This window comes from Micromonospora sp. ABR4_055 (genome assembly GCF_056160425.1).
The window spans coordinates 13036-28028 of the sequence record NZ_JBSWXD010000084.1 but is presented as its reverse complement, the minus strand read 5'-3'; the positions used below and the strand labels follow the sequence as shown (position 1 = coordinate 28028).

Annotated in this window: 11 protein-coding genes; 7 read left to right on the top strand and 4 right to left on the bottom strand. The window is 74.3% G+C overall.

The window, feature by feature from the left end; all coding sequences use genetic code 11:
- Nucleotides 1–511: 511 nt before the first annotated feature.
- The 4 genes from ACXAHD_RS19440 (at nt 512) to ACXAHD_RS19425 (ending at nt 6889) form a co-directional block, all read left to right on the top strand.
- Nucleotides 512–982 carry an SAV_6107 family HEPN domain-containing protein gene (locus tag ACXAHD_RS19440; RefSeq protein ID WP_281550622.1) on the top strand — a complete coding sequence of 157 codons (471 nt, stop codon included), beginning with the start codon at nt 512–514 and terminating at the stop codon, nt 980–982.
- Between the two features lie 124 nt (nt 983–1106).
- Nucleotides 1107–1904 (top strand): hypothetical protein, encoded by a 798-nt coding sequence (locus ACXAHD_RS19435; RefSeq protein WP_353850346.1) that lies wholly within the window; start codon nt 1107–1109, stop codon nt 1902–1904.
- 37 nt (nt 1905–1941) lie between these two features.
- On the top strand, nt 1942–3528 hold the full coding sequence (locus ACXAHD_RS19430; protein ID WP_475052254.1) for a DNA polymerase Y family protein: 1587 nt from the start codon (nt 1942–1944) through the stop codon (nt 3526–3528).
- Nucleotides 3521–6889 carry an error-prone DNA polymerase gene (locus tag ACXAHD_RS19425; protein ID WP_475052249.1) on the top strand — a complete coding sequence of 1123 codons (3369 nt, stop codon included), beginning with the start codon at nt 3521–3523 and terminating at the stop codon, nt 6887–6889. Before ACXAHD_RS19430 ends, ACXAHD_RS19425 begins: the two co-directional genes overlap by 8 nt.
- A 21-nt stretch (nt 6890–6910) precedes the next feature.
- Here the strand turns inward: ACXAHD_RS19425 and ACXAHD_RS19420 are convergent, their stop codons facing one another.
- Nucleotides 6911–7888: an HAAS signaling domain-containing protein gene (locus ACXAHD_RS19420; RefSeq protein WP_475052246.1), complete on the bottom strand. Its 978-nt coding sequence runs from the start codon at nt 7886–7888 to the stop codon at nt 6911–6913.
- Entirely contained in the window at nt 7885–8217 is a 333-nt protein-coding gene (locus tag ACXAHD_RS19415) for a PadR family transcriptional regulator (RefSeq protein ID WP_281550619.1), read from the bottom strand. The genes ACXAHD_RS19420 and ACXAHD_RS19415 overlap by 4 nt, the downstream gene beginning before the upstream one ends.
- Before the next feature lie 149 nt (nt 8218–8366).
- Between ACXAHD_RS19415 and ACXAHD_RS19410 the strand changes: the two genes are divergently transcribed.
- From ACXAHD_RS19410 to ACXAHD_RS19400, 3 genes are all read left to right on the top strand, one after another.
- Nucleotides 8367–9113 carry a methyltransferase domain-containing protein gene (locus ACXAHD_RS19410; RefSeq protein WP_281550618.1) on the top strand — a complete coding sequence of 249 codons (747 nt, stop codon included), beginning with the start codon at nt 8367–8369 and terminating at the stop codon, nt 9111–9113.
- Complete coding sequence (locus ACXAHD_RS19405) at nt 9110–10300, top strand: alkaline phosphatase family protein (protein ID WP_281550617.1); 1191 nt, start codon at nt 9110–9112, stop codon at nt 10298–10300. Before ACXAHD_RS19410 ends, ACXAHD_RS19405 begins: the two co-directional genes overlap by 4 nt.
- A gap of 282 nt (nt 10301–10582) precedes the next feature.
- Nucleotides 10583–10969 carry a DUF3040 domain-containing protein gene (locus ACXAHD_RS19400; RefSeq protein WP_281550616.1) on the top strand — a complete coding sequence of 129 codons (387 nt, stop codon included), beginning with the start codon at nt 10583–10585 and terminating at the stop codon, nt 10967–10969.
- A 219-nt stretch (nt 10970–11188) separates the two neighbouring features.
- Here ACXAHD_RS19400 and ACXAHD_RS19395 read toward each other — a convergent pair whose 3' ends face one another.
- Together ACXAHD_RS19395 and ACXAHD_RS19390 are read right to left on the bottom strand one after the other, a co-directional pair.
- Nucleotides 11189–13696 carry a transglutaminase TgpA family protein gene (locus ACXAHD_RS19395; protein WP_281550615.1) on the bottom strand — a complete coding sequence of 836 codons (2508 nt, stop codon included), beginning with the start codon at nt 13694–13696 and terminating at the stop codon, nt 11189–11191.
- Nucleotides 13693–14991 (bottom strand): DUF58 domain-containing protein, encoded by a 1299-nt coding sequence (locus ACXAHD_RS19390; protein WP_475052240.1) that lies wholly within the window; start codon nt 14989–14991, stop codon nt 13693–13695. The genes ACXAHD_RS19395 and ACXAHD_RS19390 overlap by 4 nt, the downstream gene beginning before the upstream one ends.
- Nucleotides 14992–14993: the final 2 nt, after the last annotated feature.

The window sequence follows — 14993 nt, the reverse complement described above, 5'->3', positions numbered from 1 at the left end:
GGGGTTGGGGGGGGTGGGGAGGAGAGGGGGTAGACCCGGGGGGGTTTGCTGGATCGTCTCTTGGTCTGGTCCCCGCACCCAGGACCCCGGCCAGCGGCGTTCGGCGTGCCTGACGTTGCATTTTCGTCGGTGGCAGGGTGTACTCTGAAGCAGAGGTTAGAACGGGTGTTCGATAACAGGTAGCTCTGCTGGTTGGGTCCGCCGGTCAGCAACGGCACCACCGGAGTCGACACCCGTACTGGCCGCCGGGAGGAGCGATTCGCGGCGCGAGTCCCGGCAGTGCGGCGCCGCGAGCCGCACGCCCCGGCACTGGACTTTCGCGGGTCCAGCGCCACCAGGCAGGACCGCTGCCCGCCGCCCCCGACCCCCGGGCGGCGGGCAGCGGACCCCGCCAGCATCGTCGGTGCGGATGCGGTGTGGGGAAGCATCCGCATCCGCACCGGCGACGCCCCGCCGACGTCTTCCTCCGTGGGCGGGCACCCGAACAGGTGAAACGCGCGGAGGAGGATCCATGCCGACCACTTCGGCACCGGCCCAGGCACCCACGGTGCCGGCGCACCTGCTGCCCAACCGCACCCCCGCCCAGTTGCTCGTCCTCGCCCGGCACGGGCTGACCGAAGCGGGCAACACCCGCCCCGACGGGCTGCGGTACGCGGCGGCCCACCTGGCCGCCCTGCGCGCCGCCGCCGCGATGCTCGCCGCCCGCGCCCGGCCCGCACCGACCCGCCGCAACCGGGTCACCAGTGTCTGGGCCCTGCTGATGATGGTCGCTCCCGAGATGGCCGAGTGGGCCACCTTCTTCGCCGCCGGCGCCAGCAAACGGGCCGCCGCCGAAGCCGGCATCCCCCGGGTGGTCACCGCCCGGGAAGCCGATGACCTGCTGCGCTCCGCCGGGCAGTTCGTCTCCCTGGTCGAGGACACCCTCGGGCTGGCCCACCAACCGGCGCTCGACCCGGCTCTTGACGGCCTGGCCGCTGCCTGACCGACCAACCCACGCAGGCGTGACTTTGTTGTTGCCGCCGGCACTCGTGGTGCCGGCGGCGATCACGCGCGCACACCACCACCAAACACCATGTAAGCGGAACACCCGGGGGGAGAGAAGCAGGATGGCGGGGCGAATGGTGGCCGGCACGGCGGCATTGTCCGCCGTCGCCGCCGGCCTGGTCCGCCCGGCCAGTGCGTTCGCTGGCGGCGCCGGATCAGCGGCGACGGCCGGTACGCCGGACCCGACCGGCCTGCCCGGGGCGGGCGGCATCGACCGGGTGCTTCCCGTCCCGACCATGCTCACCGGCCTGCTCCCCGGGCGAGGGCTGCGTCGCGGCTCCACCGTCAACGTGCTGCCCCACCGGTCGGCCCGGCTCGGCGCGACCTCGCTGCTGCTGGCCCTGCTCGCCGAGGCGTCCCGGGCCGGGCTGTGGTGCGCCGTCGTCGGAGTGCCGGCGCTGGGTGTCACCGCCGCAGCCGAGCTGGGCATCGCCCTGGACCGGCTGGCCCTGGTGCCCAACCCCGGACCGGACTGGCCGGCGGTGGTCGCCGCGCTGATCGACGGGGTGGACGTGGTGGTCGTCGCCGCCCCCGCCGCCGTGACAGCGCAGGTGACCGGCCGGCTCGCCGCCCGGGCCCGGCAGCGGGGCTGCGTGCTGGTGCCCTGCGGCCGGTGGGACGCCCCCGACGTCACCCTGCAGGTGGTGAACGGCCGCTGGGAAGGGCTCGGGCCGGGCCGGGGCCGGCTCCGCCGTCGGGAAATGGTCGTCTCCGCCCGGGGCCGGGGAGCGCTGACCCGGCCCCGGGAGATCCGGATCTGGCTGCCCGGTGGCCCACCCACCCCGGCAGCCGCCGCGCCGGCCGGCGGCATCACCCGCCGGACCCGCCGTGCCGAGCTGACCCTGGTGCAGCGGCGATGAGCCGCACTGAGCTGACCCTGGTGCGGCGCGGATGAACATGGCCACCCCGGCCGGCCGGCCCACCCGGGCGCTGGTCGTCTGGTGCCCCGACTGGCCGGTGACGGCCGCCGAGATCATCGACGGCGTGCCGGCCACCGGGCCGGTCGCCGTGCTGCACGCCAACCGGGTGGTCGCCTGCACCGCGGCTGCCCGCGCCGACGGCGTACATCCCGGGTTGCGCCGACGGGATGCGCAGAGTCGCTGCCCCGGGCTCACCGTGCTCGACCACGACCCGGCCCGCGACGCCCGGGCGTTCGAGCCGGTCGTCGCCGCGATCGAACAGGTCGTCGCCGGAGTCGAGGTGCACCGCCCCGGGGCGTGCGCCGTCGCCGCCCGAGGCCCGGCCCGCTACTTCGGCGGCGAGGAGGCCGCCGCCGAGCAGATCGTCGAACACGTCGCGCAGGTCTGCGAAGTCGAAAGCCAGGTGGGTGTCGCCGACGGGTTCTTCGCCGCCGGGCTGGCCGCCCGTACCGGCCGGATCGTCCCGCCCGGCGACAGCCGCACGTTCCTGGCCGGGCTGCCGCTGCGGGTGCTCGGCCGACCCGACCTGGCCGGCCTGCTGCGCCGGCTCGGTCTGCGTACCCTCGGGGATTTCGCCGCGCTGCCGGCCCGCGACGTGCTCGCCCGGTTCGGCCCCGACGCGGCGCTGGCCCACCGGCTCGCCGCCGGGCGCGACGAACAGCCGTTCACCCCCCGACAACCGCCCCCCGAACTGTCCGTCACCGCCGACTACGACGAACCGCTCGACCGGGTCGACGCGGCCGCGTTCGCCGCCCGCGCCCTGGCCGAGCAGCTGCACGACCAGCTCAGCGGGAACGGACTGGCCTGCACCCGGGTCGGCATCGAAGCGGTCACCGCACACGGCCAGGAACTGCACCGCGTCTGGCGGCACGACGGCATGCTCACCGCCGCGGCGATCACCGACCGGCTGCGCTGGCAGCTCGACGGCTGGCTCACCGGAGCCGCCGCCCGCCGGCCGGGTGCCGGCACCGCCGCGTCACCGCCGGCGCCCACCGCCGGGATCGTCCGGCTGCGGCTCGTCCCGGACGGGGTGCTCGCCCGGGTCGCCCTGCAGCCCGGCCTGTGGGGGGAGATCGGCGCGGAGGACGCCCGGGCGCGCCGGGCGTTGACCCGGGTGCAGGGGCTGCTCGGGCCGGACGCGGTGGTCACCGCCGTGCTCGGTGGCGGTCGGTCCCCGGTCGACCAGGTCCGACTGGTGCCGTGGGGCGACGAACGGGCGCCGACCCGGCCCGAAGCGCCGCCGTGGCCCGGCCGGCTGCCACCACCGGCACCGGCGGTCGTGCTGCCCGCCCCGCTGCCGGCCGAGGTGTACGACGCGGCAGGCGAACCGGTCACCGTCAGCGCCCGGCTGGTGGTCAGCGCCCCACCGGCCCGGGTCGCCGTCGGTACGGGCACCCCGGTCGACGTCACCGGCTGGGCCGGCCCGTGGCCGCTCGACGAACGCTGGTGGGCGCCGGCCGAGGCGCGCCGCCGGGCCCGGTTCCAGGTCGCGCTCGCCGACGGCAGCGCCCTGCTGATCGCCCGCACCGACGGGCGCTGGGTGGTGGAGGCCGTCTATGACTGACGACCCGATGGTGGTCGACCCGCTCGCGGTCGACGGCGACGGCGGTGACGCGCCGGGCTGGACCCGCAAACGGGCACCGTACACACCGCCGCCGGGGCTGACCGCGCCGTCGGCCGCACCGTCGGCCGCGCCGCTGGTCACCGCCGGTGGGGGGCCGGCCGCCGCCGGGGGCGGGCCGGTCACGCCGTACGCCGAACTGCACTGCCACAGCAACTTCAGTTTCCTCGACGGGGCCAGCCACCCGGAGGAGCTGGTCGAGGAGGCGGTCCGGCTGGGGTTGACCGCGCTGGCCGTCACCGACCACGACGGCTGCTACGGGGTGGTGCGGTTCGCCGAGGCGGCCGCCGCGTACGGACTGCCGACCGTGTTCGGTGCAGAGCTGTCCCTCAGCACCATGGACACCGCAGACCGGCGGGCGGCACCGCGCACCGGGGAGCCGGATCCGGCCGGGCGACATCTCCTGGCGTTGGCCCGTGGCCCGGCCGGCTACGCCCGGCTGGCCCGGGTCATCTCCCGGGCGCAGCTGCGCGGCGGAGAGAAGGGCCGACCCGACTACGGCAGCCTGGAGCAGGTCGCCGCCGAGTTGCGCGACCACGTACTGGTGCTGACCGGCTGCCGCAAGGGGGCGGTGCCGGCGGCGCTGCGTACCGGCGGAGCAGCCGCCGCCGACGCGGAGCTGGACCGGCTGGTGGCGCTGTTCGGTGCGGACGGCGTCGCGGTCGAGCTGACCGACCACGGGCATCCGGACGACGGCGACCGCAACGACGCCCTCGCCGAGCTGGCCGGCGCCCGCGGGCTGCCGACGGTGGCCAGCGGCAACGTGCACTACGCCACGCCGGCCCGGCACCGGATGGCCGCCGTGCTGGCCGCGATCCGGGCCCGGCGCGGCCTGGACGACATCGACGGCTGGCTGCCCGCTGCCGGCGCCGCCCACCTGCGCTCCGGTGCCGAGATGGCGGCCCGGTTCGCCGACTACCCGGGTGCGGTGGCCCGGGCCGCCGCGTACGGCGCCGAACTGGCGTTCGACCTGCAGCTGGTCGCCCCCCGGCTGCCGGACCACCCGGTGCCGGCCGGACACACCGAGATGAGCTGGCTGCGGGAGCTGACCTGGCGGGGCGCGCTGGAACGGTACGGCCCCCGCGAGGCCCACCCGGAGGCGTACCGGCAGCTCGACCACGAACTCGACATGATCGAGCGGCTGGACTTCCCCGGCTACTTCCTGGTCGTGCACGACATCGTGGCGTTCTGCCGCGAAGCCGACATCTACTGCCAGGGGCGGGGGTCGGCGGCCAACTCGGCGGTCTGCTACGCGCTGCGGATCACCAACGTCGACGCGGTCCGCCACCAGCTGCTGTTCGAACGGTTCCTCGCCCCGGAACGCGACGGCCCGCCGGACATCGACGTCGACATCGAGTCCGGCCGCCGCGAGGAGGTCATCCAGTACGTGTACCGCCGCTACGGCCGGGAACACACCGCCCAGGTGGCCAACGTGATCTCGTACCGGCCCCGGTCGGCGGTGCGCGACGTGGCCCGCGCGTTCGGGTTCTCGCCCGGCCAGCAGGACGCCTGGAGCAAACAGATCGACCACTACGGCGCGGTCGCGGCGGCCGGGGAGGACATTCCGGCGCAGGTGGTGGCGTACGCCGACGAACTGCAGACCTTCCCCCGGCATCTGGGCGTCCACTCCGGCGGCATGGTGATCTGCGACCGGCCGGTGATCGAGGTGTGCCCGGTGGAGTGGGCCCGGATGCCGGGGCGCACCGTGCTGCAGTGGGACAAGGACGACTGCGCCAGCGTCGGCCTGGTCAAGTTCGACCTGCTCGGGCTCGGCATGCTCACCGCGCTGCACGACGCGCACGACCTGATCGGCTCCGAACTGGACCTGAGCGCCATGTCGCTGGACGACCCCGAGGTGTACGCGATGCTGTGCCGGGCCGACTCGGTCGGGGTGTTCCAGGTGGAGAGCCGCGCCCAGATGGCCACCCTGCCCCGGCTGAAACCGACCTGCTTCTACGACCTGGTCGTCGAGGTGGCGTTGATCCGGCCCGGCCCGATCCAGGGCGGCTCGGTGCACCCGTACATCCGCCGGCGCAACGGCCAGGACCCGGTGACCTACCCGCATCCGCTGATGCGCAACGCGTTGGAGAAGACCCTCGGGGTGCCGCTGTTCCAGGAGCAGCTGATGCAGTTGGCGATCGACCTGGCCGGCTTCGACGCCGCCGGCGCCGACCAGCTGCGCCGGGCGATGGGGTCGAAACGGTCGGCGTCTCGGATGGCCGCGATCCGCGACCGGCTGTACGCCGGAATGGCCGGCCGGGGCATCACCGGTGAACTGGCCGACGACCTGTACGTGAAGCTGAGCGCGTTCGCCAGCTTCGGGTTCCCGGAGAGCCACGCGATGAGCTTCGCCTACCTGGTGTACGCCAGTGCCTGGCTCAAGCGTTACCACCCGGCACCGTTCCTGGCCGCGCTGCTCAACGCCCAGCCGATGGGGTTCTACTCGCCGCAGACCCTGGTGGACGACGCCCGCCGGCACGGGGTACGGGTGCACCGGCCGGACGTCAACGCCAGCGGCGCGGCGGCCACCCTGGTCGTCGACGCCCGTACCCGGTGGGGTGGCGCGCCGGGGGAGCCGCCGCACCAGTGGGGGGTCGGCGGCCCGCAGGTGCGCCTCGGCCTGTCGGCGGTCCGGAGCATCGGCGACGACCTGGCCGAGCGGATCGAGGCCGAGCGGGCCGCGCACGGGCCGTACCGGGACATGCCGGACCTGGCCCGCCGGGTCGAGCTGACCGCTGCCCAGCTGGAGGCGCTGGCCACCGCCGACGCGTTCGCCTGTTTCGGGCTGACCCGTCGGCAGGCGCTGTGGGGGGCCGGGGCGGCCGCGCAGGAACGCGCCGGCCGGCTGCCGGGTGTCGCCGTCGGGGTCGCGGCGCCGGCCCTGCCCGGTCTGGAGGAGGTCGACGCGTTGATGGCCGACGTGTGGGCCACCGGGCTGTCGCCGGACACCCATCCGGTGCGGTTCGTCCGGGACCGGCTGGCCGCCGCCGGGGCGGTGCCGATCGCCGCCCTGGGTCGGGTCGACGCCGGCACCCGGGTCCGGGTCGGCGGCATCGTCACCCACCGGCAGCGCCCAGCGACCGCCGGCGGGGTGACGTTCGTCAATCTGGAGGACGAGACCGGGATGCTCAACGTGACCTGCTCACCCGGGCTGTGGCAGCGCTACCGGACGGTGGCCCGGTCCAGCGCGGCGCTGCTGGTGCGGGGTCGGCTGGAGAAGGCCGAAGGGGTGATCAACCTGGTCGCCGACCGGCTGGAAGCGGTGACCACCCCGGTCAGTCCGACGTCCCGGGACTTCCGCTGAATACACAGCCGATGCCGCAGATCAGCTCGGCGACGGGTCGGGTGCCGGGGTGGTGTCGGGGCTCGGGTTCAGGGCCGGCAGTTGGAACGGGTTCCGCTCGGGACAGAGCGGGTAGAGGTACTCCACGTTCGAGTCGTGCAAGGTAAACCGGTCGCCCATGCGGAGAATGCCCTGCCCGATCCGCAATCGTTCCAGGTCCGTCAACTCGCACCAGTCCGGGTAGCCGAGAACGATCGGCTCGCCGTTCTCGTCGAACAGCCGGGCACCCTCCACCAACTGTCCCTGACTGTCGTAGACATACACATCCAGCGGAGCCGGCAACGGGGGAGCGAGGTAGGCCGCGCCGCCGTTCGACTCCATCACGACGAGCGGACCTTCTGACGTTGATCCGAGGCCGAACAGGAAGTACGAGGCGAACCCAACGAGCGCCAGGGCGGTGGCGCCAGTCACCACCAGCCGTGGCCGTCGGGTCAGTCGTAGTCCTCGGCGGCCGAGCCAGACCGAGCCGGTCACGGCCACGGTGAGAAGTAGCAGCCCGGCCGGGACGCTGCCATCGGGGGTGGGCAGCGGCGAGGAGATCCCTCCGAAGACCAGGTGGGTGAGGAGCATCGCGGCGAGGTAGCCGCGCAGTACCCACCAGCCGGGGCGCAGCGACCGCAGGAACTCGCTGGCGGTGCCGTGAGCGAGGACTGGGCCGACCCGGCGGTCGATCCGGCCCAGCCGGTGGCGGGTGGCCTGCCAGGCGGCAGCCGCCCGGTGGCCGATCCCCGGCGGCGACGCCGGGGCGTCCGGTGCGGCGCTGGCGCGCAGTTCGGCGGCGTACTCCGTCGGGTCGCCGAGCCGGTCGACCAGCGTGCCGTCGCCTTCGGCGAGCACCTCGGCGAGGTGCTCGGGCAGGTCTTCCAGCAGTTCGTCGCGGACCGGGCCGGGCAGGTCGGCCAGCGCGGACCGGACCTGCTCGACGTAGTGCGTGATCTCAGCCTGCGTCGCGGCGTTCACGCCGCCACCCCCCGATCGTCAAGTAGGTTGTCCATCGTCGTGGCAAAGCCGCGCCAGGTCTTGCCGGAGCGGGTCAACTGGTCACGCCCGGCGCCGTTGAGTGAGTAGTACTTGCGGTGCGGGCCCTCCTCGGACGGGACCACGTAGGTGGTGAGCAGACCGGCCTGGAACAGCCGGCGCAGCGTGCCGTACACCGAGGCGTCGCCGACCTCGGTCAGCCCGGCGGTGCGTAGTCGCCGCAGGATGTCGTAGCCGTAGCCGTCCTCGTGCTGCAGCACAGCGAGGACGGCCAGATCGAGCACCCCTTTGAGAAGCTGGGTGGTATCCACGCTTCGCAGACTACTTCGTAGTGCGATATACCGTCAATCGCGGAGTACCGCCGCCCGGCGACGAGCGCCGCCCCGGAATCGGCCGCCCCGGGCCGCACCGGGCCGCACCGGACCGAGTGGGACCGGGCCGGGCCGATAGGCTCGCGCGGGTGGAACCGACACACATCCCGGCCGGCCAGGCGGCCGGCCCGCGAACCGCCGTGGTCTGGTCCGTCCTGCGTCACGAACTGGACCGGCAGCCCGGCCGCAGGCTCACCGTGGTCGACGTCGGCGGCGGCACCGGTGGCTTCGCGGTGCCGTTGGCCGAAGCAGGACACCAGGTGACCGTGGTCGACGCCAGCCCCGACGCGCTGGCCGCGCTCACCCGACGGGCCGCCGACGCCGGGGTCGCCGACCGGATCACCGCCACCCAGGGCGACGGCGACGCGCTCGGCGAGCTGATCGCGCCGGCCAGCGCCGACCTGGTGCTCTGCCACGCGGTACTGGAGGTGGTCGACGAGCCGGCCCGGGTGGTGGAGTCGCTGGCCACGGTGCTGCGGCCGGGCGGGGCGGCCAGCGTACTGGTGGCCGGCCGCGCCGCAGCGGTGCTGGCCCGCGCGGTCAACGGACATCTCGACCTCGCCGCCGCACTGCTCGCCGACCCGCAGGGCACCGCCGGCGCGCGGGACACGCTGCGCCGCCGTTACGACGCCGACCGCGCCGTCGATCTGCTCGCCGCCGCCGGGCTGCGGGTCGAGCAGATCCACGGGGTACGCGTACTGTCCGACCTGCTGCCGGCGGCCGTCGCCGAGGGTGACCCGCAGGCCCTGCTCGCCCTGGAGCTCGCCGTCGCCGCCCAGCCGCCGTACCGGGACCTCGCCACCCAGCTGCACCTGTTCGCCCGGCGTCCGCTGTGACAGCGGCGGACCCGCCGGCTGCGGAGCTGCTGCGCCCGGTGCGCCCGGAGTACGGCGCGGCCAGCCTCGCCGACGTGCTGCCCAGCGTGCTGGCGGTGCTCGGGGTGCCCGGCGCGGACGACGTACTCGGCCTCGCCGGGCCGCTCGCCGGGGTGCGGCGCGTCGTGGTGCTGCTGGTCGACGGGCTCGGCTGGCACCAGCTGCCGGCCGCCGGCGAACACGCTCCGACGCTGGCCGCGCTCTCCGCCGGCCGGTACGCGCGGCGGCTCACCACCGGCTTCCCGTCCACCACACCGACCAGCCTGGTCAGCTTCGGCACCGGTGCCGCGCCGGGGGCGCACGGGGTGCTCGGCTTCCGCAGCCTGGTGCCCGGCACCGACCGGGTACTCAACCACGTCGACTGGCGCGACGACCCGGACCCGCGGCGGTGGCAGCCGGTGCCGACCCAGCTGGAACGGGCGGCGGCCGCCGGGGTGACGGTCACCGTGGTCAGCCGGCCCGAGTTCGCCGGCAGCGGGCTGACGGTCGCCGCCAACCGGGGCGGCGCGTACCGGGGCGCGGCCGACGCCGACGCCCTCGCCGCCGGGCTGCTCGACGCGGTCACCGCCGGCGACGCTCCGGTGCTGGTCTCCGGCTACCATCCCGACCTGGACCGGCACGGCCACCTGTCCGGGGTCGGTTCCCCGCCCTGGCGGGCCGCCGCCGCCGACCTGGACCGGCTGCTGGACCGGGTGCTGGGCGGGCTGCCCCGGGACGCGGCGCTGCTGGTGACCGCCGACCACGGTCAGCTGAACGTGCCGGCCGACCCGCGACACCGGTTCGACCTGGACACCGACCCCCGGCTGCGGGCCGGCGTGCGGGTGGTCGCCGGGGAGCCCCGCGCCCGCTACCTGCACCCGGTGCCGGGCGCGGTGGGCGACGTCATCGCCGGGTGGCGGGCCGTCCTCGGCCCGGCGGCCCGGGTGGCCGAGCGGGACGAGCTGATCGCCGAAGGCTGGTTCGGCCCGGTGCCGTCGGGGCATCTGGGCCGGATCGGCGACGTCGTGGTGATCTGTCAGGACCGGTTCGTCGTGGTGGCCACCCGGACCGATCCGGTCGGCTCCGCGTTGGTCGGCTTCCACGGTGGAGTGACCGAGGTCGAGATGGCCGTTCCGCTGCTGATCACCACCGGCGCTGGTCGCGAGTGATTTGCCCGGTTGAGTGTGCTATGAGAGTGAAACTCGCGGTGCGGTGGGCGAGAAAGATCGAGTTCCTGGTGTGACGAGGGCCGGGCAGCGGTGCACTGTCCGGTTGGGCGGCTACTCTGTTACCAGGTGATGACGTCCGCCGGACGGAAAATCAACCTAGGCGGTCCGTCGTCCGGCTTTCCGACCCGCGACCCCCCTCGTAGACTTGCGGGTAAGCAGCCGGTTGGCTGCCACGGTCTGTCGGTCCGACCGGGCTGACCAACGTGACCGGGGAGGAGTGCCGTGCCGCTCTCGGAGCACGAGCAGCGGCTGTTCGAGCAGATCGAGCGGTCGCTTGCCGAGGACCCCAAATTCGCCTCGGCCGTGCGCGCCAGCGACCCGCGTTTCCACGCGCGGCGTCGCCTGCTCGTCGCTGCCGGTGTGATCATCATTGGCCTTGCCCTGGTCGTTTACGGCACAGTGAGCAAAGTGCCGCTGCTCGGTGTGGCCGGCTTCGTGGTCATGCTCGGGGCAGCGGCGTTCGCCATGCAGTCCCAGCGCAAGTCGAACTCGCCCGACCTGCGGGTGGTCGGCGGGACCACACGTCGGAGGACCCGCAGCGGGCGACGGTCATCGCTGATCGACCGGCTGGACGAGCGCTGGCGCCAGCGGCCGGAGGGCCACCGCTGACCTAGCGGGCGGGACCAGCCGCCCGGTTCGGCGTGAGCCGGGTGGTCTTGTCGTGCCCGCCTACCGGCCCGCCACGCGGGGCAGCGGCGGTCGGCCACGGATCTCGTCGACTGACCGCGCTGCTTGACTGACCGCGCTGCGATCAAGCGTCTCGGCACGTGGGCGATTATGCCCGGTGCGCCGACCCGAGGTGGCGGTTTCGCGAAACCCCGGGACGGGTCAGCGACCCGCCCGGTTGGCCAACAGCCGGCGCGGACTCAACCGCGCCGCCGCGTCGCGCCACCGGCCGACGACCGAGAAGACCCGGCTGTACGCCTCGACAACCGCGTCCCGCCAGCGCAGCAGTACCGACAGCGGCAGGAGCCGGGCCGCCAGCCGGGTACGCCGACCCACCCCGGCCGCCAACGCCGCCCGTACCCGCCCCAACGCCTCGACCAGCGGCTCGCCCGGCACCGGTTGACGGGCGTACCGGGCCCGCTCCTCCGCCTGGCTGAGTAGCTGGACCGCGTCGGTCGCCGCACCGTGGACCGACTCCAGAGCAGCCAGCCGCGCCGCGGTTGCCCGTGGCGTCTCCGACCGGTCGACCGGCATCCGCAGGTCGACCAGGGTGTCGACCAGTTCGCTCCAGACGGCGTGCGCGTGCTGCCGGGCGGCCCCGGCGTCGGCGCCGGTGACGGTCATCAGCGGAGCACCACCGGCGGCGGCCCCGCTCGCGGCGGGGGAGTCGGCGTCCCGAGCGTCCGTCGGGTCGGTGCCCGCCGGGGTCACCGGAGCCAGGACACGGGCCAGCCGCCGACGGCGTACCGTCGCGCGTCGGGCCGCAGGCAGGGCCGCCAGCACGAGCACCGCGACCACACCAGCGAGGGCCCACCACGGCCAACGGGGACCGGCGGTGGAATCGGCAGCGGATCCGGCACCCAGTGCACCCGGGTCGAGCTGGCCGGGCCCGGTCTCCGGCAGCGCCGTCGTCGAAGGCGCGGCGGACGGGGCCGCGCTCGGTCCGGCGCTCGGTCCGGCGTCCGGCGGGGCGTCCACGTCCGGCGCCCACTCGGAGCGCACCGAGCCGGGGATGCTCGCCGCCGGGGTCGGGTCGAACGGCACCCAGCCGAGCCCGTCGAAGTAGACCTCGGTCCACGCGTGCAGGTTCAGGTTGGTCAGCGTGTACGTGTTCTCCAGTCGTCGGGAGCCGTTGGTGAAACCGAACGCCACCCGGGCGGGTACGTCCGCGGCGCGGACCAGCCACGCCATCGCGGCGGCGTACTGCTGGCAGAAACCGACCTTGTTGTCGAGGAAGTTGACGATGTCCTGGCCGGCCGTGCCGCCCTCGGTGGCCAGGCTGTAGGTGAAACCGTTGTCTCGGGAGAAGTGCTCGTAGATGGCCAGCACCCGGTCGTAGTCGCTGCGCGCGCCGGCAGTCAGCTCCCCGACCAGCTCGGTCACCTGCGGCACCTGCGGCACTGCGGTGAACGCCTGCCGCAGGTCGTTGTCGGCCGGCAACGGTTGGGACCGGCGCAGTGCCCCCGGGGTGTAGCTGGTGCGGACGTACTCGAATCCGTAGGTCATGTTGCGGGCCCGCGACTGGCCGGAGAAGACGATCTGCGCGGTGCGGTCGTACGCCCAGTTGCCGTCCACGTCGCGCATCTGCACCGGCACCGCGTAGGTCGGCAGCAGCGCCATGTTGAAGTTCCCGGTGACCTCGACGGTCGCCTCGTACGCCTGGTGGCTGACCCCGGTGTTGCGGATGTCCGGGTCGGTCCGCGGGTCGGGCAGCGACCGGGCCGAGTCCGGCCGCCCGCGTGGCGGGCGACTGGCGAAACCGTCCTCGCGCAGCTCATCGGCGATACCGATCCGCAGGTACGCCGGGGCCGGGTCGTTGGTCGTCACCCGGACCATCTCGGTGACCTCGCTCTGGTTGAGCTGGCCGCTCAACGCCGCGAACAGGTTCACCTGGCCGGGGCCGTTGCCCAGCCCGTTGCCGCCGGTCCCGCCGCCGCTGAGGTTGGTCAGCAGCCCGGACGTCATGCCGGGGATGGTCAGCGGGATCAGCACCGCGATGACCACCCCGAGCACGGCGAGCCGCCGACCGGCGGCGGCCAGCGGCGACGGCTCCCACACGTCGACGTCCCGGCCGTCGCCGGTGAACCGGCGGCCGAACCGGCGGACCCGGTCGACGTTGTCGGCCATCAGCAGCCACAGGTAGCCGACCGCGCCGACCACGAACGGTGCCGCCGGAACGCTGTCGACGTAGATCGCCACCGGCACCGAGTAGATCGCCAGCATCGGCAGGCCGGCCAGCGCCGGCCGGCGCAGGGTCACCGTGAGCACGTCGACGACGACCGCGACCGAACCGATCCCCAGCGCGGTGATGAACAGCAGCGCGTCGCCGTCGGGCACCGGCACGCCGTACGCGTGCACGTCCTGCGCCGACTGGGCCAGCAGCGCACCGAAGTGGCCGATTGTCGCCGGCGACGGCAGCACCGCGAGGAACTCGTCGCCGCTGGGGAACAGCCAGGTCAGGGCGAGGAGCAGCGCGCCGATCATGGCCACCGGGTGCAGCCATCCGGGAGCCCGCAACGAGCGGACCAGCATCCCGGCGCCACCGATCATGGTCACGGTGATCGCGCACTGCACCAGCCAGGTCCAGTCCTGGAAGATGGTGGCCATCGGCGCGGCCGCCATCAGGGTGGCTGCCGCCGCGACCAGACCGAGGTGTCTGCGGGTGGTCAATTCACTCCTCCGGCTATCGTCTCGGCCAGCGCGGCCCGCCAGGCGAAGCCCTGGGAACCCCGGGCGAGCTGCGGCCACAGCGACGGCAACTGGTCGCCATGGTTCACTCCGATCACCCGCCAGCCGCTCTGCAGCAGCGACAGCGCGGCGGCACCGTGCGCCCGGTCGGCCTCGGCCCGTTCGTCCGGGCTCAGATTCATCCAGGTCGAGCTGTCGATCAGCAGGCCGACGCAGGTCGACCGGTTGCCCCGCAGCCCGGCCAGCAGCTTAGCCTCGGTCGGGGTGAGCGCTCCGAACAACGCGATCACCAGTGAACTGTCCGAGCGGCGGCGTACCTGCTCGACCAGGGTGGCGATGTCGCTGCGTTGGCCGGCGGTGACGTCGGCCAGCCGGTCGAGCAGCAGTCCGTCCCCGTCGGCCTCGGTGGCGTCGGCGTCGATGCCGGTGTCGGTGACCAGCCGCAGCCGGTAGCCGTTCGACCGGAAGTGCACGGCGATGCTCGCTGCCGCCGCCACCGCCCACTCGAAGCTCGCCGTCGGGCCCTCGCCACGGTGCGCGTACGCGCGGGTGTCGAGCACCACGGTCGCCCGGGTCTCCCACGGCTGTTCTTCCCGGCGCACCATCAGCTCACCGGTGCGGGCGGTCGACTTCCAGTGCACCCGGCGCAGGTCGTCACCGCGGCGGTACTCGCGGGTGGCGGAGTCGTCGTCGCCGTGCACCGCCACCGACCGGGCCCGGCTGTCACCGGAACCGGCGTACTCGCCGGCGAGTTGGACCGACGGCAGCGCGGTGACCTGTGGGATGACCGTGAGCCGGTCGACGCTGGGGAAGGCCCGGGTCAGCTCGCACAGGCCGAACGGGTCGGTGAGCCGGACCACCAGCGGGCCGACCTCGTAGCGGCCGCGGACCTCGGCCCGCACCGTGTACGCCACCGAACTGGCCTGCTGAGCACCGAGCCGTTCCAGCACCACCCGGGGCCGGCTGCCCAGGGCGTACGGCAGCCGGTCCTCCAGCAGCAGGGTGCCGGTGGGCAGCCGGGACAGGTTCTGCAGCCGCAGCACCACCCGGGCGTTGGAGCCGACCGGGATCCGGTGCGGTTCCAGCGAGCGGGTACAGGCCAGCTTGTACCGGCTACGGCCCACGTACAGGGCGGCCAGCAGCGGCAGGACGGCCAGCAGGATGGCGACCCGCAGCAGGTCCTTCTCGCCGAGGATCAGTGCCGAGACGACCGCCGCCGCGCCGGCGGCCAGGAACGACCGGCCGCGGGTGGTCAGGCCGCGCAGCGCCGCCCGCATCG

What these genes read in the sequence shown, in the direction of transcription:
- ACXAHD_RS19440 (WP_281550622.1), top strand. Translation starts at nt 512, where the DNA reads ATGCCGACCACTTCGGCACCGGCCCAGGCACCCACGGTGCCGGCGCAC.
- ACXAHD_RS19390 (WP_475052240.1), bottom strand. Translation starts at nt 14,991, where the DNA reads ATGCGGGCGGCGCTGCGCGGCCTGACCACCCGCGGCCGGTCGTTCCTG.
- ACXAHD_RS19435 (WP_353850346.1), top strand. Translation starts at nt 1,107, where the DNA reads ATGGCGGGGCGAATGGTGGCCGGCACGGCGGCATTGTCCGCCGTCGCC.
- ACXAHD_RS19425 (WP_475052249.1), top strand. Translation starts at nt 3,521, where the DNA reads ATGACTGACGACCCGATGGTGGTCGACCCGCTCGCGGTCGACGGCGAC.
- ACXAHD_RS19430 (WP_475052254.1), top strand. Translation starts at nt 1,942, where the DNA reads ATGGCCACCCCGGCCGGCCGGCCCACCCGGGCGCTGGTCGTCTGGTGC.